Below are 21,535 nucleotides of genomic sequence, written 5' to 3'. Positions count from 1 at the left end.
GCGGAGTTTGGCTCTGTCCTAAAGAATGAAAGAGGAAAAACATGGCCTTACCAACTATTGCCATTGTCGGCCGTCCCAATGTCGGCAAGTCAACGCTCTTCAATCGGATTGCGGGTGAGCGGATTTCCATTGTGGAAGATGTTGAAGGGGTGACCCGCGACCGAATCTATGCGACCGCAAACTGGCTCAACCGTAAGTTTAGTATTATTGATACGGGCGGAATTGACGATGTTGACGCGCCTTTTATGGAGCAAATCAAACACCAGGCTGAGATCGCTATGGACGAAGCGGATGTCATCGTTTTTGTCGTGTCTGGCAAGGAAGGTATTACGGATGCGGACGAGTATGTGGCTCGCATGCTCTATAAGACTCATAAGCCGATTATTTTAGCGGTCAACAAGGTGGACAATCCCGAAATGCGCAATGAGATTTTTGATTTCTATGCGTTGGGCTTGGGTGATCCATTCCCGGTTTCCTCAGTCCACGGGATTGGTACAGGGGATGTTCTTGATGCGATCGTTGAAAATCTGCCAAATGAAGAAGTGGCTGAAAATCCTGATATGATTAAGTTTAGCTTGATTGGCCGTCCTAATGTCGGCAAGTCTAGCTTGATCAATGCCATCTTGGGGGAAGATCGAGTCATTGCTAGTCCAGTGGCTGGTACAACGCGTGACGCTATTGATACGGTCTTTACAGACAGTGAAGGTCAGGAATTTACCATGATCGACACGGCTGGTATGCGCAAGTCAGGCAAGGTCTATGAAAATACGGAAAAATACTCTGTCATGCGGGCCATGCGGGCCATTGATCGCTCAGATGTCGTTCTGATGGTGCTGAATGCCGAAGAAGGAATTCGTGAGTACGACAAGCGAATCGCTGGCTTTGCCCATGAAGCTGGAAAAGGTATTGTTATTGTTGTCAATAAGTGGGATACGCTGGAAAAAGATAACCATACCATGAAAGACTGGGAAGAAGATATCCGAGACCAGTTCCAGTATTTGTCTTATGCGCCAATTATCTTTGTCTCTGCCCTGACCAAGCAGCGTCTCCATAAGCTGCCGGACATGATTAAGCAAATCAGTCAGAGTCAGAATACCCGTATTCCCTCTGCGGTCCTCAATGATGTTATCATGGATGCTATCGCGATTAATCCGACACCGACTGACAAGGGCAAGCGTCTCAAGATTTTTTATGCGACTCAGGTAGCGACCAAACCGCCAACTTTTGTCATCTTTGTCAACGAAGAAGAACTCATGCATTTCTCTTACCTGCGTTTCTTGGAAAATCAAATCCGCAAGGCCTTTATTTTTGAAGGAACCCCGATTCACTTGATTGCAAGGAAGCGGAAGTAGAGTTGTAAAACAGCAATTTGACAAACATACGTTTATATGCAAAAATGAAAGTAAGCATAAGAGCTTGCTTTTCTTTTTTTATGTCGAAAGTATGGTATAATGGTGAGATAAATGTAAGGTGGTAATTATGGCAAAATTAATTCCTGGTAAGATTCGGACAGAAGGAATTGCCTTGGTTGAAAACAATAAGGTAGTAATCCTTGAGGTCAGTGATTCTCTTTTATATGCTCGTGTAGACGAGTGTAATCTACGTTATAGCTTGGATGATGATGTCATCTTTTGTTATTGCGACTTTTTCCAGAAGAAAAAATACTGCGCCCATCTGGCAGCCTTGGAGTATTATCTGAAAAATGCCCCATCAGGAAAAGATGTGCTAAAGAGTATGGAAGAAGAGGAGTTGACCAGTCAGGAGACCCAAGAGTTGGTTTCTTTTGGAAGCTTGTTCTTGGATAAGGTCTTGCCGGATAAATCCAATCAACAGGTTCGTTATGAGCTTTCGGCTACTGGTCAAGAGGATTCTTATACAGGACAGTTTCTCTGGAGTCTCCGAATCAGTCGCTTGCCGGACGAGCGCTCTTATGTTGTCCGAGACGTTCTTTCCTTCCTTCGGACCTTGGAAAAGGGCGGGCATTATCAGATTGGTAAGAGTTACTATGAGGCTATTCATTTGGAGGATTTTGATGAAGCCAGTCAAGATTTGCTCGTTTTCCTGCAAGGACTAGTGTCTGACTATCAGGGGCAAGATTCTTCTTTGATTTTCCCAAATGCTGGGCGCAATCTTTTCTTCCCGGCTAGTATCTTTGAAGAGGGGGTTATCTTCCTGATGAATCTGTCTTCTTTCCGCTTAGAGTACAGCCTTTATGACTACAGTGAAGTCTTTTTCCAAGATTTGCATGAAGAGGCAGAAGTTTATACTTTCCAAGTGGAAGAGCATGAAGAGCATTTTGAGCTAGTCATTGCTGAGAAGAATTATAAGATGCTTTATGATGGCCAGTTTATCTTTTATGGAGATACTTTCTATCAGCTAAATCCTCAGCAGATAAGACTGATTAAGGCTTTACGGGAGTTGCCTATAGAGCATGATCGGTTGAAGCGCCTGCAATTCGATTTGTCAGAGAGGACTAAGCTGGCTTCCAGTTTGTCTGAGTTTAAAAAGGTTGGTCGGGTAGAAGCACTTAAAAGTATGATGATTCATGACTTTACAGCCAAGTTTGACTTTGACATCGGTCCTGACAAGCGTTTGATTTTAGATACTGTCTTTGACTATGGAGACAGGAAAGTGACGACTCGCAAAGATTTGGAACGTCTGCCTTTTGCGGGTAATTTTGAGCATGAGCAGCAAGTCTTTAAGCAAATGCTGCAGGCAGGTTTTGTGGCAGACTTTTACAGTCAGCGACCGCCTCTGAAGCCAGAAGAAATTTACCATTTCTTCTCGGAAGTGATTCCCAATTTTGAGGCTTTGGGCCGTGTCAGCATGACAGAAGAGTTAGAGGCACTGGCACAGACAGAAAGTCCAAGGATCTCTGTCAAGATGAAGGGCGGCCTCTTGGATGTTGGTTTCGATTTTGCCGGCATTGCGCAGTCAGAGATAGACGCAGTGCTTGATTCACTCTTTAAGGAGCAGGACTTCTTTATCAGTAAGTCCGGGCAAGTCTTGATTTTCGATGAAGAGACCAAGGAGATGAGTCGGACTTTGCAGCAGCTGCGGAGTAAGCGGACTAAAAATGGCTTCATTCAGACCAGCAGTCTGGCGGCTTATCAATTGGCAGAGTTTTTCAAGGGCAAGGATAGGGTACAGTTTTCAAAAGATGTGCAACAGCTGGCCTTTGATTTGACTCACCCTGAGGAATTTCCTCTTCCCAAGCTACAAGTCAAGGCTGACCTTCGGGATTACCAAGAGACGGGGGTCAAGTGGCTATCTATGCTGGATAAGTATGGATTCGGTGGCATCTTGGCTGACGATATGGGGCTGGGAAAGACCCTGCAGACGATTTCTTTTCTGAGTTCGCGTATAGATGACTCTAAGAAAGTCTTAATCTTGGCGCCATCTAGCCTGATTTACAATTGGAGCGATGAGTTCGCTAAATTTGCTCCGCATTTGGATGTGGCGGTGGTTTATGGTCTGAAAAATGTTCGTGATGAGCTGATTGCGGAGAAGCATCAGATTACCATTACCAGCTATGCTTCTTTCAGGCAGGATGTGGAAGAATACCGGGATAACCACTTCCAGTATCTGATTTTGGATGAGGCTCAGGTCATGAAGAATGACCAGACCAAGATTGCCCAGTATTTGCGGGATTTTGAAGTGGAGCATACCTACGCCCTTTCTGGGACGCCGATTGAAAATAATCTGGGAGAACTTTGGTCTATTTTCCAGATTGTCATGCCAGGACTTTTGCCAAGCAAAAAGGAATTTTTAAAATTGCCGGCAGAGAAAGTTGCCCGCTATATCAAACCATTTGTCATGCGGCGCAAGAAAGAAGATGTGCTGCAGGAATTGCCAGATTTGATTGAAGTAGCTTATCGCAATGAATTGGCAGATAGCCAGAAGACTATTTATCTGGCTCTGCTCAAACAAATGCAGGACAGAATTATCCATGCGACAGAAGATGAAATCAACCGCAGCAAGATAGAGATTCTGTCAGGTCTTATTCGCCTCCGTCAGATCTGTGATACTCCGAAGCTATTTATGGAAGATTACGATGGCGAGAGCGGTAAGCTGGAAAGTTTGCGGGAATTACTTGAACAGATACAAGATGGTAATCGTCGCGTCCTCATATTTTCACAATTTCGTGGTATGCTGGATATTATCGAGAGTGAGCTGGACAAGATGGGCATGGAGTCCTTTAAGATTACAGGCTCTACTCCAGCCAAGGAGCGTCAGGACATGACAACTGCCTTCAATGACGGCCAGCGTTCAGCCTTTCTGATCTCCCTCAAGGCTGGAGGTGTCGGTCTCAATCTGACTGGTGCTGACACAGTTATCTTGGTTGACCTCTGGTGGAATCCAGCGGTTGAGGCCCAGGCCATAGGCCGTGCCCACCGTATCGGTCAGGAGCGCAATGTCGAAGTCTATCGGATGATTACACGAGGCACGATTGAAGAGAAGATACAGGAGTTGCAGGAGAGCAAGCGCAATCTGGTTTCGACTATTCTGGACGGAGCAGAAGCCAAATCCAGTCTCTCTGTGGAGGAAATTCGAGAAATTCTGGGAATTTCGGCAGAATAGCTTGAAAAATAGCCTGAATAGTTTATAATAATGAAGGGTTGAAAGGAAAAAGATATGACTGATAAACAATTTCCTCTGGTGTCAGATGATGAGATCATGCTGACGGAAATGCCGCATATGAATCTTTATGACGAACTGGATCTCATTAGCAACATTACCGGAGACTATACAGACCGTAATTATTTGGAATGGATGCCGATCGTGGACTCCAGTAGGCACGCTCCCATCGCTGCCAGTCAGGCTATCAGAAGACCGCTGCAAAAGCAGTCTGCTTTCAAGGATTTTAAAAAGCCGATTGATAAGAAAGATCCAGCCATTCGTTATGCTGAACAGGCACGCGAGGAAGCTCGGGCAGATTTGAAAAAAAAGCGTTCAGCGCCTTATCTGACCAGCGACCTTCCGACTAAGGTCCGCAGCAGAAAGCTTCCGACAGCTTCTAATGCGGAAAGACCGAAGCCAACTGCCCCTTTTCAGAAGAACACATCAGGCGAATTTACGAAGTTTGGCGACAGGCTTCAGCAGGATAACTATATTTTGGCAGATATTCAGCCTGAGTATAGCCCTCAGCCGCAGGATCCGGAAGAAAAGCCTAAGAAGAACAATTATGATTTTTTAAAAACCAGTCAGATCTATAATCAGGATAGGGCTAAGGAGGAGCAGTTGAAGCATTCCAAGGCTCAAGAGCTGAACTTGACAGGCTTGGACAGCGATTAAAGCTGGCTTGCTTGAGTCTTTTCTACCTGCAATTTTCTGATGTTTATAAGGAAATTGTTGTTTGCGTATGTAAATGTAAAATCTATCTGCATATAACATCCATCATCGGTTGAAGAGGATTGATGCTAGAAGCTGGGACTTACTGATTGGTCCGGCTTCTTTGGTGTTTTGGTGGTGCCTAAAAGCTTGTAAAGAAAGAAAATCCCTGCGGGCTGATTAGGGTCTGCGGAGATTTTCCTCTTTTGACTTGCTTTTATGGCCTTGTATCTTAAGGAGTAATCATGACGAAAACCTATCATTTTATCGGGATTAAGGGCTCTGGTATGAGCGCTTTGGCTTTGATGCTGCACCAGATGGGCCATAAGGTTCAGGGCAGTGACGTTGATAAATATTATTTCACTCAGCGCGGTCTGGAGCAGGCTGGCATTTCCATCCTGCCTTTTGATGAAAAGAATATCCAGCCAGACTATGAAATCATTGCCGGCAATGCCTTTCGTCCGGATAACAATGTAGAAATTGCCTATGCAGACGCAAACGGTATTGGTTATAAACGCTACCATGAATTTTTAGGTGGCTTTATGCGTGACTTTGTCAGCTTGGGAGTGGCTGGTGCCCACGGGAAGACCTCTACAACGGGTATTCTCTCCCATGTTCTCTCCAATATCACGGATACTAGCTATCTGATTGGGGATGGTACAGGCCGCGGTTCTGCCAATGCCAAGTACTTTGTATTTGAGTCAGACGAGTACGAGCGTCATTTCATGCCTTATCATCCGGAATATTCGATCATTACCAATATTGACTTTGACCATCCGGATTATTTCACGAGCCTGGAAGATGTCTTTAACGCTTTCAATGACTATGCCAAGCAGATTACTAAAGGACTCTTCATTTATGGAGAAGATGAGCAATTGCGCCGGATTACGTCCAATGCCCCGATTTACTACTATGGCTTCAAGGAAGAGGGTAATGACTTTGTTGCTCACGACCTCTTGCGTTCTACCAGCGGTTCAGGATTTAAAGTTTCTTTCCGCGGTCAGGAACTGGGTGAGTTCCAAATTCCAAGCTTTGGCCGTCACAACATTATGAATGCGACAGCAGTCATCGGCCTCTTGTATACTGCAGGTCTTGATTTGAATCTAGTTCGGGAACACCTCAAGACTTTTGGCGGAGTTAAGCGCCGCTTTACAGAGAAAATTGTCAACGAAACAGTTATCATTGATGACTTTGCTCACCATCCGACGGAAATTATCGCAACCTTGGATGCAGCCCGTCAGAAATATCCAAGCAAGGAAATCGTGGCAATCTTCCAACCGCATACCTTCACTCGGACCATTGCTCTCTTGGACGAATTTGCGGAAGCCCTCAATCAGGCTGACTCAGTTTATTTAGCTCAGATTTACGGTTCTGCTCGTGAGGTGGACAATGGCGATGTTAAGGTCGAAGATCTGGCTGAAAAGATTGTGAAGCGGGCCAAGGTTATTGACGTGGATAATGTTTCTCCGCTTCTTGACCACGATAATGCCGTTTATGTCTTTATGGGAGCTGGTGACATCCAGACCTATGAATATTCCTTTGAACGTCTCCTGTCCAATCTGACCAGCAACGTTCAGTAGGAGGAGACTTGATGGAAGCACCGATTCGAATCAGACGGGCTGACTTGAGCGACTGGGAAGAAATTCTTGCAATTGAGCAGCTAAATTTTCCAGCAGCAGAAGCAGCCAGTTCAGAAGTTCTCAAAGAACGGATTGAGCAGATTGCTGATACTTTTTTGCTAGCAGAGCTGCATGGTCAGCTTGCAGGCTATATTGTTGGACCGGCTATTCAAGCGCGATATCTGACAGATGATCTCTTTAGTAAGGTGGGTGCTAATTCTCCAGAAGGTGGCTTCATTGCCGTCCAAAGTCTGTCCGTCCATCCGGATTTTCAGAGGCAGGGGGTCGGAACCTTGTTGCTTGCAGCTCTCAAGGAGACAGCTGTTCAGCAAAATCGACAGGGCATTAGCCTAACCTGTCATGATGAGCTGATACCTTATTATGAGATAAATGGTTTCGTCCACGAAGGGATTTCTGACTCAACTCACGGTGGAGCTGTCTGGTCTGATATGGTGTGGGAAAATCCCAATTTTAAGGAGAAGTGATGATTATCCGTCAAGCTCAAATGGCTGACTTAGACGCCATTTATGCTATCGAATTGGAAAATTTCAGTCCAGAAGAGGCTGTTAGTCGAGAAAGTCTAGCAGCACATATCCAAACCCTATCTTCGACTTTTTTGGTAGCAGAAAAGGATGGTAAGATTCTAGGCTATCTGGAGGGACCTGTCCGTCCAGAACGTTATTTAAAGGATATTTCCTTTACAGAGGAGATTGAAGATTATGGTCATCTGGACGGTGGCTTTATCTCATTGACCAGCCTTTCTATCTCGAAGGATGCTCAGGGGATGGGAGTCGGTCGCAAGCTACTGGAAGCTATGAAAGAAATTGCTATAGCAGATGAACGCCACGGCATCAATCTGACCTGCCACGACTATCTCACCGCTTACTACGAGAAGCATGCCTTTGTAAATGAAGGTTTGTCACAATCAACTTATGCAGGCGCTACTTGGTTTGATATGGTCTGGGAAAATCCTAGTCTCAAGCTGAAAAAAGCCAATACAAAGCTGTAAATACCTACTCTTATTGCATTTATCTGACTTTTAAGATATAATGTTAGGGATTATGATGAAGGAGGTCAAATTTTTGACTGAAAAATCACAAGACAAAGAGAAGAATCTGAGCTTTAAAGAGCAGATTTTGAAAGACTTAGCTGGAGAAAAGGAAGAACAAACTCCCTCTTCAACTAGCCAATCAGAAGCGGACGCTGCTTCTGCAAAAGAAACAGCAGCTGCGGAGGACTTTGAAGCTAGACCGGCTTCGGTAGATGTTTCCTACAAGGTTGCAGAGAATGAAAAGGCTCACCCTCAGGTCTATGGCCGAGTGGATGAGGAAGATAAGAAGCCCAATGAGGTCCTATCTCGGGCTAATCGGGCCAACAACACGGTCAAGAAAAAACGTCAAAACACATTAGCCCGCAGGATTATGACAACGGTTCTGCTGATTGTCCTGCTGGGACTTGTGGTCACAGGGGTTGTCGGCTATACTTATGTATCTTCAGCTCTTAAACCTGTTGATGCAAACGCAACAGAGTATGTGACGGTTGAAGTACCAGAAGGCTCAAGCTCTAAGCAAATTGGGGAAATCCTCGAGAAAAAGGGGCTGATTAAAAATGCCCAAGTTTTTAGTCTCTATTCTAAGATTAAAAGCTTTAACAATTACCAGTCTGGCTATTACAATCTCCAGAAGAGTATGGACCTAGATACCATTGCTCGGCAGCTTCAGGAAGGTGGAACAGATACACCGCAACCACCAGTTGTTGGTAAGGTTACTATTCCTGAAGGCTATACACTGGAGCAGATTGCGGAGGCTGTGACGGTTAATGCAGCTGCAACTTCTAAGAAGACTAGTAAGACACCTTTTAGCAAGGACGATTTCCTAGCTAAGGTGCAGGATGAAGCTTTCATTTCCAAGATGGCGGCTAAATATCCACAGCTGCTGGGTACATTGCCAAGTAAGGACAGCGGAGTCAAGTACCGCTTAGAAGGTTATCTTTTCCCTGCTACTTATAACTATGGTGAGGATGCGGATTTGGAAAGCTTGATTGACCAGATGTTGGGCGCAATGAATACCAATCTGTCTTCTTACTACTCTACTATCGAAGCGAAGAACCTAACGGTTAATGAAGTCCTGACACTTGCTTCTCTGGTGGAAAAAGAAGGTTCGACAGACCAGGACCGCAAAGATATTGCCAGCGTCTTTTACAATCGTCTCAATCAAGCGATGCCGCTTCAGAGTAATATTGCTATCCTTTATGCTCAAGGCAAGCTAGGAAAGAAAACGACTCTGAAAGAGGACGCTGAGATTGATACCAATATTGACTCGCCTTTCAATGTCTATAAAAAAGAAGGGCTTATGCCTGGACCAGTTGATAGTCCGAGCCTATCTGCTCTAGAGGCTACCATTAATCCAAGTAAGACGGACTACCTCTACTTTGTGGCAAATGTTGAAACAGGCGCTGTTTACTTCGCTAATACTTATGAGGAACACACCAAAAATGTTGAGGAGCATGTCAATAGCAAGCTCACTCAATCCAGTAGCAGTTCTAATTAGACTGCTGTCATTGCAGACGAGAGAAAGCTAGCTCATTTTGTTCTAGCTTTCTCAGTCCTGCTATATAAAAAAGGGACTGATACAGACTTGTCTCAGCCTCTTGTTTTAGTTTTAAAATAAAAGAAAATAAAAGAAAAGAGAAAAAATGGCTGAAAAAACTTATCCTATGACCCTAGAGGAAAAGGAAAAACTAGAAAAAGAATTAGAAGAATTGAAATTGGTGCGTCGTCCAGAAGTGGTAGAGCGTATTAAGATTGCCCGCTCCTACGGCGATTTGTCAGAAAACAGTGAATACGAAGCTGCTAAGGACGAGCAGGCTTTTGTGGAAGGTCAGATTTCTAGTCTGGAAACCAAGATCCGCTACGCTGAGATTGTAAACAGTGATGCTGTAGCCAAGGATGAAGTAGCTATCGGCAAAACAGTTACCATCCAAGAAGTAGGCGAAAGCGAAGAGGAAGTCTACATTATCGTTGGTTCTGCTGGTGCAGATGCTTTCGCAGGCAAGGTATCCAATGAAAGCCCGATTGGTCAAGCTTTGATTGGCAAGAAAACAGGTGATACTGCAACAGTCGAAACACCGGTTGGTAGCTACGACGTTAAAATTCTCAAGGTTGAAAAAACCGTTTAATAATACCGAAAGGAACTGGCTAGAAGACTGGTTCTTTTTTCGTTTCTTTTAAGACAAAGGGTGTAGGCTAGATAAGAAGAGCAGGGGAAAAATAGAGAAAAGACAGATGGTTATGCTATAATGAGAATAAGCTAGAAAAGTAGGAGAACTGTATGCAAGAGCAAGATATTTATGGGAAATATGGGGACTATCTGCCCAAGATTTTAGAGGATCTTAGTCAGCGTATTCAAGAGGCTAATGATCGGGTCAAGCAGGAAACGGGGCAGAAGCTTTTTGAGCATTTTAATGCACGGATCAAGCAGGCAGCCAGTATGGAAGAGAAATGTCAACGCAAGAATCTGCCTAGGGTGCCAGAGTCTGCCCTGAAAGAAATTCGTGATGCGATTGGGATTCGGATTGTTTGCGGTTTTATTGAGGACATCTATCAGACTATTGAGGTGCTTCGTCAGCTGGAGGGCTGTGAGATTGTTCTGGAAAAGGACTATATCCGAGCTGCCAAGCCTAATGGGTATCGCTCCTACCACTTGATATTAGAGGTGGAGACTCCTTATGAGGACTGTCATGGTCAAAACCCCGGCCGCTATTTTGTAGAAATCCAGCTTCGGACCATTGCTATGGATTCTTGGGCCAGCTTAGAGCATCAGATGAAGTACAAGCACGAGATAAAAGACAGCAAGCGGATTGTTCGCGAGCTGAAACGCTGTGCAGATGAGTTGGCCTCCTGTGATGTGACCATGCAGACCATCCGCAATTTGATTCGAGAAAGTGAGTGAGATGATGAAGATTTTATTAGCTGAAGATGAGCAACAGCTGTCCCGTGTCTTGGAAACGGCGATGACCCATGAAGGCTATCAGGTTGATACAGCCTTTGATGGGCAAGAAGCTGTGGACTTGGCCAAGGAAAATGCTTATGATTTGATGATTCTGGATATCATGATGCCGGTCAAGACAGGCATTGAAGCGCTGAAAGAAATCCGCCAAACCGGCAATACGACCCATGTCATCATGCTGACAGCTATGTCAGAGGTGGATGACAAGGTCACAGGGCTGGATGCCGGTGCAGATGATTATTTGACCAAGCCCTTCTCTCTGAAAGAGCTTCTGGCTCGCCTGCGGTCTATGTCAAGACGGGTAGCGACGTTCACCCCCAATTTGCTGCAGATTGGCCAAACGAGTCTCAATGTCGGAGAACATGAGCTTATTAGCTCCAACTCCATCCGCCTAGCCGGCAAGGAATCTAAAATGATGGAATTTCTTATGCTTAATGCCCAGAAGAGTCTTTCTACTCAGGAAATCTTCCGTCATGTTTGGTCTAAAGACGAGGATGAGGATTTGGACGAAGGCTTCGTCTGGATTTATATTTCCTATTTGCGTCAGAAGCTGAAGGCCATCCATGCTGATCTTGCTATCTTGGGTGAGGAAGGCGGTAGTTTCACTCTGGTGCCGCTGGAAGGAGATGGCCATGTTTCGGAAGCTTAAAATTCGGTTCATTCTGCTGGCTTCGGCGGCTATTGTCTGTATTTTGCTGACCATGATTGCTGTCTTAAACTCCGTTCGCTTTCTGCAGACCAACGGAGAAATCCAAGCCGTTCTCAATATTCTTTCTGCCAATAATGGAGATTTTCCCAGTGTAGAAGAAACGGCAGAGAGCTTGCAAAACGACCGTATCACCATTGATACCATCTATCAATACCGCTATTTCAGCGTGGTCTACAAGGAAGACAAAACACTTTACTCCACCAACTTAGACCATCTTTCCAATCTATCTAAGGAGCAGGCGCTCAGCTATGCAAATAAGGTGATTAAGAACAGCCGCAGCAGTGGGGTTTTTAAGGTAGGCAGTCAATTTTATTCCTACCAGATAACGCAGGATTCCAAGAGTAAGCGCTATTTACTGGTGGTCTTAGATTCGACCAATTACCTCGAAAGCCGCAATGACTTTTTCTGGCTGTCTATCCAGTTGTGCTTCTATAGCTTTATTTTCTTTGTCTTGGTCGTGTCTGGATTTTCCAACTTTGCCATCCGTCCCTATATCAAAAACTATGAAAACCAAAAGCGTTTTATCACTAATGCGGGCCATGAACTGAAGACGCCATTGGCCATCATCTCAGCCAATACGGAGCTGCAAGAGCTGATGACTGGCGAAAATGAATGGACAGAAAGCACCAAGGACCAGGTCAAGCGCCTCAGTAATCTAATCAATCAAATGGTCGTTCTGGCCCGTTTGGAAGAGCAGCCAGATGTTACTTTGGTAGATGTGAATTTCTCAGAAGTTGTCAAAAAAGTGGCTGGGAACTTCAAGTCTGTCATCGAGAAGGCAGGCAAGAAGTACGAGATCAAGCTGCAGGAAGATATCCATGTCAAGGCAACTGAAGATGAACTCTATGAATTGGTCAGTATCCTGATTGACAATGCCTGCAAGTATTGTGACGAAGATGGGCAAATTTTTGTCACCTTGACCAAGGCTAAGCGCGGGAAACGAGCCCGTCTGACGGTAGCTAATAGCTATGCTGATGGTAAAAATGTTGATTACAGTCGTTTCTTTGACCGTTTCTATCGCGAAGACGAATCGCACAATCAGAAGCAGCCTGGCTACGGGATTGGCCTATCCATGGCAGAAAGTCTGGTGCGGATTTTCAAGGGCAGGATTTGGGTTTCGTATAAGAAGGGCTTGATTGGCTTTACTGTTTTATTGTGATAGAGTCACCTCGTTCATCAGTTATTGCTTTGTTTGCTGAGCTTTTTGTATCGACGATGCGGAGTTTTACCTGAGATTAAAAAATTCTTCTAGTATTAGCTAGAAGAATTTTTCTTTATCTTGACCGTTGCTTACCAGCATTGCGGTTCTTTTTCTTTTTGTTCTTTTGCTCAATAGCCGGCTGAGCTTTTGGAGTGACATCTTTAGCCCGGCTAGCTTTTTTCAAGCCTTTAGGAGGATTTTTTTCAAATTCCTCTGCTACCTGTTTTCTCAAGCGAGGTCGAATGATGTAGTTGATGATAAATTGCTGGATGATTTGGATAAATCCACCGACTACCCAGTAGAGAGTAACTGCGGCAGGGGAGAAGAAAGAGAAACCGACAATCATGATAGGACTCATATAAGAAGCCTGTTTCATGCTGTTTCTTTGAGTTTCATCTTCAATACCATGCAGAGAGAGCACCGACTGGATATAGTAGAGGATACCGACAATGGCAGTCAAAGCCAAGTCGCTTTTGGCCAGGTCTTTAATCCAGAGGAAGGAACTGCCTGCAACCCCTTGAGTATACTGGGCTGCAAAGAAGAGGGCTGAGAAGAAAGGCATTTGGATGAGCAGAGGCAGACAGCCTATACCGCCAAACATGCTGAGTCCATTCTCTTTTTGAGCAGCCATCAGTTCTTGCTGAGCCTGCATTTTCTCTTCCTGAGTTTCAGCATTTTTGATTCGCTCTTGGATTGGGGCAAAAATCGGCTTAAAGTAGTTCATCTTTTCAGACTGAAGCGTTGCCTTCCAAGACTGATAGATTCCCAGCGGCAGAATGATAATCCGCACGATGAGCGTAACGATAATAATCGCCAGACCATAACCCAGACCTGAATTCTTGGCAAAGAATTGGATACCATCCGCCATAGGCTGACCAATCACGTCCCAGATCAGACCAGAAGGATTGCCGGCCTTGTCGCGGCCCACACAGCCAGACAGGAAAAGAAGCGCAGCCAGTCCCATACCGGAGAATAAAAAGCGTTTGAAATGTTTCACGAGTTCATATCCTTTGTTTCTAAAAAATAATACCTATCTATTCTACTGTTTTTTTGCAAAATATACAATAGTTCTGCAGACCTAATTTGAAATTTTAAAGTCAGGATAGGAGTCGAAATTAGCCATGGTCACATCCAAATAGCTGACCTTAGAAAAAGGTGTCGGTCCCTTGCGGATTTCTTGGATAAATTTGGCCATCAGAGCTGGCTCATCAGCCTGAGCCAGAATGCCAACAGTCCCGTCGTCGTTGTTCCAGACCCGGCCGGTAATACCACCGATTTCCAGCGCTAGAGAATAGACTCCCCAGCGGAATCCAACCCCTTGTACTCGTCCTTGGGCTATCATTTTTACTTTCTGCATGGCATCCTCCTTTAGTGAGCGGACCGAGGGGATTTAAGCCCTCAGTATGAGTGCAAGTCTGCTAAATTGTGGTATAATGTTCTTATGAATATTATAACCTCAAAAGCCAATAATGTGGTAAAAAAAGCTAAAAAACTTCATCACAAAAAATACCGCAAGGATTCTTATTTGATTGAGGGCTGGCATTTATTTGAGGAAGCTGTCAGCAGCGGGGCAGAGCTGATTCGGATTTTTGCTTTAGCGGAATACGCAGAGCGATTAGCTGATTTTTCTCAAGTGATTTTTGTCAGTCCAGAGATTTTAGCAGATTTGGCTGATAGTAAGACACCACAGGGAATTGTCGCGGAAGTGGCTTTTGAAAGGGGAAAAATACCAGCGGAGTTAAGTGGACGCTATCTTTTCTTGGAGGACGTTCAGGATCCAGGTAATGTCGGCACCATCATTCGGACAGCTGATGCAGCTTGCTTTGATGGAGTCTTCATCTCTAGCTCGTCAGCAGACATCTATAACCTAAAAACGCTGCGCTCTATGCAGGGGAGTCATTTTCACCTGCCAGTTTATCGGATGGATACAGCTGATTTTATTAGACTGGCTCAGTCTTCCAGTCTGCCAATTCTAGCGTCGACCTTGTCGTCTGCGTCTATTGACTATAGAGAGGTGGGTAGCAAAGAGAGCTTTGCTCTAGTTATGGGCAATGAAGGGCAGGGGATTAGTCCAGAAATGACGGCAGCAGCTGATATTCTGGTCCATATTTCCATGAAGGGGCAGGCAGAAAGTCTCAATGTTGCTGTCGCTGCTGGTATTTTAATCTTTCATTTAAGCTAAAAATCAGAAAAAGAGATATAATAGTTGGCAAGGGAGGTGATTCTATGCCTTACAAACAGGACGAGGAATTTATGACCTATGTTGGACACTTGATTGAAAAGCCCAGTGTACAGCGCTTGAAAGAAATTCCCCATCATATTCATTCCAATAGACTTGAACATTCCATCAATGTAAGTTATACTAGTTACAGAATTGCCAAAAAATTTGGTTGGAATGCTCGCAGCACGGCACGCGGTGCCCTGCTTCATGACTTATTCTACTATGATTGGCGTGTGACCAAGTTTAAGAAGAGTCATGCTTGGGTTCATCCGAGGTTGGCAGTTCGCAATGCTCGTAAGATTACTAAGCTTAATAAAGTCGAAGAGGACATTATCGTCAAGCATATGTGGGGCCTGACCTTGGCACCGCCTCGTTACAAAGAATCATTCGTTGTGACGATGGTGGACAAGTATTGGGCTGTCAAAGAAGCGACGGCACCTTGGAGACGCAAGGGCGGTAATCGCAAGCTCTTTCATCGAAAGATGCTGAAACCGTAAATGTTTTATTATAAAAGGAGTAACTATGAATCATTCTATTATTCAAGATCAATCAGATATTAATTCTTTCTATGCAAAGATTTATTCTATCGTTGGTGTCGGTATTGGAATCTCAGCAATCGTATCTCTCTTGATGCTATTTGTCTTTCAAGATGCTATTTATACTATTTTGACAAGATCTGTCTGGATCTATTATGCAGCTATTGCAGTTGAGTTTATCCTTGTGTTGGTAGCATCTGGAACTGCTCGGAGCAATAGCCCAGCGGCGTTGCCTATGTTTTTAGCATATTCAGCCATCAATGGTTTTACCTTAAGTATTATCATGGCGCTGTATCTTCAGTCAGAGGTTCTCTTAGCTTTTCTGACAACGACCGTTATGTTCTTTGCTATGGGCTTCATCGGCAAGGTGACCAAGAAGGATCTTTCTGGAATGGGCAGAGCTTGTATGGCCGGTTTGATTGGTATTATTGCTGCTAGCTTCCTTAATATCTTCTTGAGAAGCAGTGGCTTGGACTTTATTGTAAGTATCGTTGGTGTCATTATTTTCTCAGGACTTATCGCTTGGGACAATCAGAAGATCCGCTATGTTTATGAGCGGACCAATGGCAATCCAGGGAATGGCTGGGCAATTTCGCTGGCTCTGCACCTATATCTGGACTTCATTAACCTCTTCCTCAGCTTGCTGCGTGTTTTTGGAAGAAACAAATAATTAAGCTAAATAAGACTCAAGCATTGGACGTTTGCCCCAGTGCTTTTTGTTTCTCCTATGGATTTATGGTATAATAAACCCAGCAAATAGAAAGCGAGAACAGTATGAAAACTCCTTTTGTCAGTAGTGAAAAGTTAGCTGAGATTACGGATCAGTTTCCAACCCCTTTCCATCTTTATGATGAGAAGGGAATTCGGGAAAGAGCGCATGCCCTGCATGAGGCCTTTTCTTGGAATCCAGGTTTTAAAGAGTATTTTGCCGTTAAGGCCACTCCCAATCCTGCTATTTTAAAAATCCTCAAAGAAGAAGGCTGCGGGGTGGACTGTGCTAGCTATGTCGAACTGCTCATGAGCCAAAAGCTGGGCTTTGCTGGACAGGATATCATGTTTTCGTCCAATAACACACCAGCTGAGGACTTTCAGTTTGCGCGTGACCTTGGAGCGACTATCAATCTGGATGCCTATGAAGATGTAGCTTTTCTAAAGGAAGCCGCTGGTATTCCCAAGGTCATTTCCTGCCGTTACAACCCTGGCGGTGTCTTTGAGCTGGGAACCAGCATTATGGATAATCCAGAAGAAGCTAAGTTTGGTATGACCAAGGACCAGCTGATTCAGGCTTTCAAAGAGCTCAAGGAGTTGGGAGCTGAGAAGTTTGGGATTCATGCCCTCTTGGCCTCTAATACTGTCAGTAATGACTACTATCCCGAACTGGCCCGTCAACTTTTTGAGCTGGCTGTGGAAGTAGTGGCTGAGACAGGAGTTGAGTTGGATTTTATCAATCTCTCTGGTGGAGTCGGCATTAATTATCAGCCTGAAGGTGAGGAAAATGACATTGCGGTCATCGGTCAGGGAGTTCGTCAGGCCTATGAAGCTATTCTGACACCGGCTGGTCTAGGACAGGTAAAGATTTATACGGAGCTGGGCCGCTTTATGTTGGCACCTTATGGTCTACTTGTTACCAAGGTCACCCATAAGAAGCAGACCTACCGAACCTATCTGGGAGTGGATGCTTCTGCAGTCAATCTACTTCGTCCGGCTATGTATGGCTCTTATCACCACATTACCAATATGGATCGACCTGAGGGTGAGACAGAGATTGTGGATGTTGTCGGCAGTCTCTGTGAGAATAACGACAAATTCGCCATTAATCGCCTGCTGCCCGTCAGTCAAATTGGCGATATACTGGTGATACACGATACTGGTGCGCATGGTTTCTCCATGGGCTATCAGTACAATGCCAAGCTCCGCTCCAGCGAAATTCTCTTGGAACAAGATGGCAACGTTCGCATGATTCGTCGGGCAGAAAAACCAGAAGATTATTTTGCGACACTGTATGGCTTTGATTTTGAAAAATAGAGAAAATTTGATATAATGAAGAGCAATGTAAAAATGGAAATAGAGGAGTTCTCGATATGAATTTAGTTTTAGCAATTTTCTTGATTATGGCAGCATTTGCTGGAGGCGTGATCTTGGGTATGTATCTGCTTCGTCGTCAAGTTGAGAAGGAATTTGCAGAAAATCCGCGTCTGAATGTAGAAGCAGTTCGGACCTTGCTTAGCGCAAGCGGGCAACGGCCAAATGAAGCGAAAGTGCAGCAAGTCTACCGTCAAATTATCAGCCAGCAGAAAGCTGCGCTTGCTAAGAGCAAAAAGAAAAAATAATTTTCTAGTGGCTGGCTTTTAATACCAGTAGAGAAAATCTATAAAAAAATGGGGATTTGGAATCGGCTTCCAGTCCCTTGTTTTAGAAAGAAGACCTTATGGATAATCGACCAATCGGTTTTTTAGACTCAGGAGTGGGCGGTTTGACTGTAGTCCGTGAGCTCATGCGGCAGCTCCCCCACGAAGAGGTCATTTATATTGGAGATTCGGCGCGGGCTCCTTACGGTCCAAGGCCTGCTGAGCAGATTCGCGCTTATACCTGGCAATTGGTCAACTTCCTCCTGACCAAGGATGTTAAGATGATTGTCATTGCCTGTAATACTGCGACTGCTGTTGTCTGGGAAGAAGTGAAGGAAAAGCTGGATATTCCAGTACTGGGTGTGATTCTGCCAGGGGCTAGCGCAGCCATTAAGTCAACTGCCAACGGCCGCATCGGTGTTATTGGAACGCCAATGACTGTTTCCTCTGATATCTATCGTCAGAAGATTGAAGCGCTCTCGCCGGAGATGCAAGTGGAAAGTTTGGCCTGCCCTAAGTTTGTACCTTTGGTAGAGTCCAATGAACTTCATTCCAGTCTTACCAAAAAAGTGGTCTATGAAACCCTGCAGCCTCTGGCTGGCCGAGTAGATACCCTGGTCTTGGGCTGCACCCACTATCCCTTGCTCCGGCCTATTATTCAAAATAGGATGGGACCGGATGTGAAGCTGATTGACAGCGGGGCAGAGTGCGTACGGGATATTTCTGTCCTACTCAATTACTTTGAAATCAACCGCAGCCGGGAAAAACAGGAACTCAATCACCAATTTTACACGACTGCCAATGCCAAGAGCTTTTCGGAGATTGCAGAAAGCTGGCTGGGCCTGAAAGTGAATGTGGAGCATGTAAGCTTATGACAAATAAAATTTATGAATACATTGACGAGAACAATTGGTATATCGGAGAATGGACCCGCTTTCGCAAGGCTGGCTATCATTTCAACGACATCCCTTACAGGCTCTTGGAGCATATTGATGCAGAGTTGAGTGAGCTGATTGAGCGGGATTTGGATGAAGAATATAACGCCTTTACCACAGTTGTGGTCAAATACGGCTCGCCTATGTCCTATATCCAGTTTGTCCTCAATATGATTAACGACCGCCAGGAGCGGGATTTTAAGGCGACCAGTCATAAGGGGGCTATTCTGATTACAGAAAAGGACTTGCTGCGCAAGGTTTTCTTCCTGTCTAAGGATGGAGTTAAGATGACCGACTTTTTTGGTCAGGGGCAGGAGTCAGAGATGGCTGTCGGAGATACTATTTTGATTGCGACTCGCAACGAAGGAAAGACAGCAGAGTTTCGTAAACTCTTTGATAAGTTGGGCTATAAGGTTGAAAATCTCAATGATTATCCTGATTTGCCAGAAGTGGAAGAGACGGGAACTACCTTTGAGGAAAATGCGCGGCTCAAGGCAGAGACAATCAGTAAACTGACCGGTAAAATGGTGCTAGCTGACGACTCGGGTCTGCAGGTCAATGTTTTAGGCGGCTTGCCTGGTGTCTGGTCGGCTCGCTTCGCTGGAGTAGGGGCGACAGATGATGAAAACAACATTAAGCTCCTGCATGAGTTGGCTATGGTTTTTGAAATCAAGGACCGCTCGGCCCATTTTCATACGACCTTAGTGGTGGCCAGTCCTGACAGGGAGTCTCTGGTAGTTGAAGCGGATTGGCCGGGTTACATTGCCCATGAGCCAAAAGGAGAAAATGGCTTTGGCTATGATCCTTTGTTCTTAGTGGGAGAAACAGGAAAAACGTCTGCCGAGCTGACGATGGAAGAAAAAAATGCCCAATCCCATCGGGCTCAGGCAGTTAAGAAATTAGTGGAGGTATTTCCAGCATGGCAAAGCAAACTATTATAGTTATGAGTGATTCTCATGGCGACCGTGCTATTGTAGAAGAAATTAGGAATCATTATATTGGAAAGGTAGATGCCATTTTCCATAACGGAGACTCTGAGCTTCCTTCTGATGATGAGGTATGGCAAGGGATTCAGGTTGTTGCAGGGAATATGGACTTTTACGACGGCTATCCAGAACGATTGGTGACGGATTTGGCTGGGACCATAATTGCTCAGACTCATGGCCATCTCTTCCATATCAACTTTTCTTTTCAAAAGCTGGATTTGTGGGCGCAAGAGGTTAATGCAGACATCTGTCTCTATGGTCACCTGCATATCCCAGATGCTCGAATGGAGGGCAAAACGCTCTTTCTGAATCCGGGCTCCATCAGTCAGCCACGCGGCCTGATCAACGAACGTCTCTACGCTAAGGTAGAGATTGATGATGACCGCTTTAAAGTTGATTACTATACGCGAAATCATGAACTTTATCCAAGCTTGTCCAAGGAGTTTAGCCGATGATTGCTAAGGAATTTGAAGACTATCTGCTGAAACATGAAGAAACTTTTTTGACGCCTGGGGAAAATCTGGCGGTTATGATTGACACCCATAATGTGGATCATGCTATCCTATTGCTGAGTCAGATGACATACTCACGTGTACCAGTCGTGACGGCAGATAAAAAGTTTGTTGGCACGATTTCCCTGACAGACATCATGTCCTATCGCATGCGCCATGATTTGCCAGAAGAGGAATTCATGATGACAGATATCGTCCACATGACCAAAATGGACGACTTAACAGTTGGGCCAGATTATACTGTATCAGATGTACTTCATAAGCTGGTCGACGAGTCATTCCTGCCGGTTGTGGGCGAGGATCAGCATTTTTACGGAATTATTACTAGAAAGTCCATTTTGAAAGCTGTCAATTCTTTGTTGCACGGCTTTAGCAAGAAGTACGAAATTCGCAAAAAATGAAAGAATACATTAGACCGTTTTTAAATCAAAAAAATATCTCAGAAAATTCTAAAATTGCCTATTCTTATGATTTGGAGCAGTTTATCGAGGAAGTACATGGTCGGATTACCGAGACCAATCTGCGGATTTACCAGGCCACTATTAAGGATTTTAAGGCAGCTGTTCAGAAGCGGAAGCTCTCAGCAGTCAATCAATTTCTCTACTTCCTTTATCAGCAGCAGCTTATTGAGGAGTTTCACCGCTTGGTCCTGCCCAAGGTTTCTATATCGAAGGAGCAGGAAAATGAACTGCTAGATTTGTCTGCTTTTTGGCAGGAATCAAGAGTTCCCAGGGGGCGGCTGATGGCTCTTCTTATCTTGGAAATGGGCTTGCTGCCTAGCGAGATTTTGCAGGTCAGAGTGGCTGATGTCAATCTTGACTTTCAGGTTTTGAAGATTGAAAAGGCCGGTCAGAAGCGGGTCATCAAGATTCCTGAGAGCCTGACGAGTGAGCTGGAAGACTATCTGACGGGGACATACTTATTTGAGAAAAACGGCAAATCTTATTCTCGTCAATGGGGCTTCCGTCAGCTAGAGGCCTTCTTGATTGAGCAGGGACAAGCCAGTCTATCTGCCCAAAGCCTGCGTGAGCAGTTTATTTTGCGCCAGCGGGAGAAGGGGATTGGTCTCTATGATATTGCCCAAGATTTGGGCTTGAAAACCATGATTACACTAGAAAAATATAGATAGA

Annotated in this window: 23 protein-coding genes; 21 read left to right on the top strand and 2 right to left on the bottom strand. The window is 44.8% G+C overall.

Annotated features, from left to right (window positions below):
- The first annotated feature begins 41 nt into the window (after positions 1 to 41).
- The 11 genes from der (at position 42) to HMPREF1150_RS09990 (ending at position 12,825) form a co-directional block, all read left to right on the top strand.
- Positions 42 to 1,352 (top strand): ribosome biogenesis GTPase Der, encoded by a 1,311-nt coding sequence (der, locus tag HMPREF1150_RS09940; protein WP_009659134.1) that lies wholly within the window; start codon positions 42 to 44, stop codon positions 1,350 to 1,352.
- A 127-nt stretch (positions 1,353 to 1,479) separates the two neighbouring features.
- Positions 1,480 to 4,581, top strand: coding sequence for a DEAD/DEAH box helicase (locus HMPREF1150_RS09945; protein WP_009659085.1), 3,102 nt, complete (start codon positions 1,480 to 1,482; stop codon positions 4,579 to 4,581).
- 54 nt (positions 4,582 to 4,635) lie between these two features.
- Entirely contained in the window at positions 4,636 to 5,295 is a 660-nt protein-coding gene (locus tag HMPREF1150_RS09950) for a hypothetical protein (protein ID WP_009659117.1), read from the top strand.
- Between the two features lie 281 nt (positions 5,296 to 5,576).
- The gene (gene murC / locus HMPREF1150_RS09955; protein ID WP_009659087.1) at positions 5,577 to 6,911 is read left to right on the top strand and encodes a UDP-N-acetylmuramate--L-alanine ligase; all 1,335 of its coding nucleotides are present in this window, start codon (positions 5,577 to 5,579) and stop codon (positions 6,909 to 6,911) included.
- Positions 6,912 to 6,922: 11 nt separating this feature from the next.
- Positions 6,923 to 7,435, top strand: coding sequence for a GNAT family N-acetyltransferase (locus HMPREF1150_RS09960; RefSeq protein WP_009659172.1), 513 nt, complete (start codon positions 6,923 to 6,925; stop codon positions 7,433 to 7,435).
- Positions 7,435 to 7,959, top strand: coding sequence for a GNAT family N-acetyltransferase (locus tag HMPREF1150_RS09965; protein WP_009659119.1), 525 nt, complete (start codon positions 7,435 to 7,437; stop codon positions 7,957 to 7,959). The genes HMPREF1150_RS09960 and HMPREF1150_RS09965 overlap by 1 nt, the downstream gene beginning before the upstream one ends.
- Positions 7,960 to 7,999: 40 nt before the next feature.
- Positions 8,000 to 9,499, top strand: a complete 1,500-nt coding sequence (gene mltG / locus HMPREF1150_RS09970) for an endolytic transglycosylase MltG (protein ID WP_009659141.1) — start codon at positions 8,000 to 8,002, stop codon at positions 9,497 to 9,499.
- A gap of 145 nt (positions 9,500 to 9,644) precedes the next feature.
- Entirely contained in the window at positions 9,645 to 10,127 is a 483-nt protein-coding gene (gene greA / locus HMPREF1150_RS09975) for a transcription elongation factor GreA (RefSeq protein ID WP_002894584.1), read from the top strand.
- A gap of 152 nt (positions 10,128 to 10,279) precedes the next feature.
- Positions 10,280 to 10,900, top strand: a complete 621-nt coding sequence (locus HMPREF1150_RS09980) for a GTP pyrophosphokinase family protein (RefSeq protein ID WP_009659089.1) — start codon at positions 10,280 to 10,282, stop codon at positions 10,898 to 10,900.
- A gap of 4 nt (positions 10,901 to 10,904) precedes the next feature.
- Complete coding sequence (locus HMPREF1150_RS09985; protein ID WP_032905350.1) at positions 10,905 to 11,606, top strand: response regulator transcription factor; 702 nt, start codon at positions 10,905 to 10,907, stop codon at positions 11,604 to 11,606.
- On the top strand, positions 11,590 to 12,825 hold the full coding sequence (locus HMPREF1150_RS09990; RefSeq protein WP_009659138.1) for a cell wall metabolism sensor histidine kinase WalK: 1,236 nt from the start codon (positions 11,590 to 11,592) through the stop codon (positions 12,823 to 12,825). Before HMPREF1150_RS09985 ends, HMPREF1150_RS09990 begins: the two co-directional genes overlap by 17 nt.
- A gap of 115 nt (positions 12,826 to 12,940) precedes the next feature.
- Here HMPREF1150_RS09990 and yidC read toward each other — a convergent pair whose 3' ends face one another.
- Entirely contained in the window at positions 12,941 to 13,864 is a 924-nt protein-coding gene (yidC, locus tag HMPREF1150_RS09995; protein WP_002897015.1) for a membrane protein insertase YidC, read from the bottom strand.
- 81 nt (positions 13,865 to 13,945) lie between these two features.
- Positions 13,946 to 14,224 carry an acylphosphatase gene (locus HMPREF1150_RS10000; protein ID WP_009659106.1) on the bottom strand — a complete coding sequence of 93 codons (279 nt, stop codon included), beginning with the start codon at positions 14,222 to 14,224 and terminating at the stop codon, positions 13,946 to 13,948.
- Positions 14,225 to 14,308: 84 nt separating this feature from the next.
- Between HMPREF1150_RS10000 and HMPREF1150_RS10005 the strand changes: the two genes are divergently transcribed.
- The 10 genes from HMPREF1150_RS10005 (at position 14,309) to xerD (ending at position 21,534) form a co-directional block, all read left to right on the top strand.
- Complete coding sequence (locus HMPREF1150_RS10005; RefSeq protein WP_009659170.1) at positions 14,309 to 15,049, top strand: RNA methyltransferase; 741 nt, start codon at positions 14,309 to 14,311, stop codon at positions 15,047 to 15,049.
- 44 nt (positions 15,050 to 15,093) lie between these two features.
- Entirely contained in the window at positions 15,094 to 15,585 is a 492-nt protein-coding gene (locus HMPREF1150_RS10010; protein WP_009659164.1) for an HD domain-containing protein, read from the top strand.
- Between the two features lie 25 nt (positions 15,586 to 15,610).
- The gene (locus HMPREF1150_RS10015; protein ID WP_009659098.1) at positions 15,611 to 16,294 is read left to right on the top strand and encodes a Bax inhibitor-1/YccA family protein; all 684 of its coding nucleotides are present in this window, start codon (positions 15,611 to 15,613) and stop codon (positions 16,292 to 16,294) included.
- Positions 16,295 to 16,398: 104 nt separating this feature from the next.
- The gene (locus HMPREF1150_RS10020; RefSeq protein ID WP_009659163.1) at positions 16,399 to 17,649 is read left to right on the top strand and encodes a diaminopimelate decarboxylase; all 1,251 of its coding nucleotides are present in this window, start codon (positions 16,399 to 16,401) and stop codon (positions 17,647 to 17,649) included.
- Positions 17,650 to 17,705: 56 nt separating this feature from the next.
- Positions 17,706 to 17,954, top strand: a complete 249-nt coding sequence (locus HMPREF1150_RS10025; protein WP_002894600.1) for a YneF family protein — start codon at positions 17,706 to 17,708, stop codon at positions 17,952 to 17,954.
- A 98-nt stretch (positions 17,955 to 18,052) separates the two neighbouring features.
- Entirely contained in the window at positions 18,053 to 18,847 is a 795-nt protein-coding gene (gene racE, locus HMPREF1150_RS10030) for a glutamate racemase (protein WP_009659086.1), read from the top strand.
- Positions 18,844 to 19,848 carry a nucleoside-triphosphate diphosphatase gene (locus tag HMPREF1150_RS10035; protein ID WP_009659096.1) on the top strand — a complete coding sequence of 335 codons (1,005 nt, stop codon included), beginning with the start codon at positions 18,844 to 18,846 and terminating at the stop codon, positions 19,846 to 19,848. The genes racE and HMPREF1150_RS10035 overlap by 4 nt, the downstream gene beginning before the upstream one ends.
- Positions 19,827 to 20,348 (top strand): metallophosphoesterase, encoded by a 522-nt coding sequence (locus tag HMPREF1150_RS10040; protein ID WP_002905880.1) that lies wholly within the window; start codon positions 19,827 to 19,829, stop codon positions 20,346 to 20,348. The genes HMPREF1150_RS10035 and HMPREF1150_RS10040 overlap by 22 nt, the downstream gene beginning before the upstream one ends.
- Entirely contained in the window at positions 20,345 to 20,806 is a 462-nt protein-coding gene (gene cbpB / locus HMPREF1150_RS10045) for a cyclic-di-AMP-binding protein CbpB (protein ID WP_009659145.1), read from the top strand. The genes HMPREF1150_RS10040 and cbpB overlap by 4 nt, the downstream gene beginning before the upstream one ends.
- Positions 20,803 to 21,534: a site-specific tyrosine recombinase XerD gene (gene xerD / locus HMPREF1150_RS10050; RefSeq protein WP_009659154.1), complete on the top strand. Its 732-nt coding sequence runs from the start codon at positions 20,803 to 20,805 to the stop codon at positions 21,532 to 21,534. The genes cbpB and xerD overlap by 4 nt, the downstream gene beginning before the upstream one ends.
- The last annotated feature ends 1 nt before the right edge of the window (position 21,535 follow it).

Origin of the sequence: Streptococcus sp. AS14 (assembly GCF_000286495.1) — a bacterium.
In the GTDB taxonomy this organism is placed as follows: Bacteria; Bacillota; Bacilli; order Lactobacillales; family Streptococcaceae; genus Streptococcus; species Streptococcus sanguinis_P.
Note: the sequence above shows the minus strand (reverse complement) of the source record. Positions and strands in the feature narration are given on the sequence as shown.

Excerpts from the sequence above, each read along its gene's own strand:
- der (WP_009659134.1), top strand. The coding sequence starts at position 42 with ATGGCCTTACCAACTATTGCCATTGTCGGCCGTCCCAATGTCGGCAAG.
- HMPREF1150_RS09945 (WP_009659085.1), top strand. The coding sequence starts at position 1,480 with ATGGCAAAATTAATTCCTGGTAAGATTCGGACAGAAGGAATTGCCTTG.
- HMPREF1150_RS09950 (WP_009659117.1), top strand. The coding sequence starts at position 4,636 with ATGACTGATAAACAATTTCCTCTGGTGTCAGATGATGAGATCATGCTG.
- murC (WP_009659087.1), top strand. The coding sequence starts at position 5,577 with ATGACGAAAACCTATCATTTTATCGGGATTAAGGGCTCTGGTATGAGC.
- HMPREF1150_RS09960 (WP_009659172.1), top strand. The coding sequence starts at position 6,923 with ATGGAAGCACCGATTCGAATCAGACGGGCTGACTTGAGCGACTGGGAA.
- HMPREF1150_RS09965 (WP_009659119.1), top strand. The coding sequence starts at position 7,435 with ATGATTATCCGTCAAGCTCAAATGGCTGACTTAGACGCCATTTATGCT.
- mltG (WP_009659141.1), top strand. The coding sequence starts at position 8,000 with ATGTTAGGGATTATGATGAAGGAGGTCAAATTTTTGACTGAAAAATCA.
- greA (WP_002894584.1), top strand. The coding sequence starts at position 9,645 with ATGGCTGAAAAAACTTATCCTATGACCCTAGAGGAAAAGGAAAAACTA.
- HMPREF1150_RS09980 (WP_009659089.1), top strand. The coding sequence starts at position 10,280 with ATGCAAGAGCAAGATATTTATGGGAAATATGGGGACTATCTGCCCAAG.
- HMPREF1150_RS09985 (WP_032905350.1), top strand. The coding sequence starts at position 10,905 with ATGAAGATTTTATTAGCTGAAGATGAGCAACAGCTGTCCCGTGTCTTG.
- HMPREF1150_RS09990 (WP_009659138.1), top strand. The coding sequence starts at position 11,590 with ATGTTTCGGAAGCTTAAAATTCGGTTCATTCTGCTGGCTTCGGCGGCT.
- HMPREF1150_RS10000 (WP_009659106.1), bottom strand. The coding sequence starts at position 14,224 with ATGCAGAAAGTAAAAATGATAGCCCAAGGACGAGTACAAGGGGTTGGA.
- HMPREF1150_RS10005 (WP_009659170.1), top strand. The coding sequence starts at position 14,309 with ATGAATATTATAACCTCAAAAGCCAATAATGTGGTAAAAAAAGCTAAA.
- HMPREF1150_RS10010 (WP_009659164.1), top strand. The coding sequence starts at position 15,094 with ATGCCTTACAAACAGGACGAGGAATTTATGACCTATGTTGGACACTTG.
- HMPREF1150_RS10015 (WP_009659098.1), top strand. The coding sequence starts at position 15,611 with ATGAATCATTCTATTATTCAAGATCAATCAGATATTAATTCTTTCTAT.
- HMPREF1150_RS10020 (WP_009659163.1), top strand. The coding sequence starts at position 16,399 with ATGAAAACTCCTTTTGTCAGTAGTGAAAAGTTAGCTGAGATTACGGAT.
- HMPREF1150_RS10025 (WP_002894600.1), top strand. The coding sequence starts at position 17,706 with ATGAATTTAGTTTTAGCAATTTTCTTGATTATGGCAGCATTTGCTGGA.
- racE (WP_009659086.1), top strand. The coding sequence starts at position 18,053 with ATGGATAATCGACCAATCGGTTTTTTAGACTCAGGAGTGGGCGGTTTG.
- HMPREF1150_RS10035 (WP_009659096.1), top strand. The coding sequence starts at position 18,844 with ATGACAAATAAAATTTATGAATACATTGACGAGAACAATTGGTATATC.
- HMPREF1150_RS10040 (WP_002905880.1), top strand. The coding sequence starts at position 19,827 with ATGGCAAAGCAAACTATTATAGTTATGAGTGATTCTCATGGCGACCGT.
- cbpB (WP_009659145.1), top strand. The coding sequence starts at position 20,345 with ATGATTGCTAAGGAATTTGAAGACTATCTGCTGAAACATGAAGAAACT.
- xerD (WP_009659154.1), top strand. The coding sequence starts at position 20,803 with ATGAAAGAATACATTAGACCGTTTTTAAATCAAAAAAATATCTCAGAA.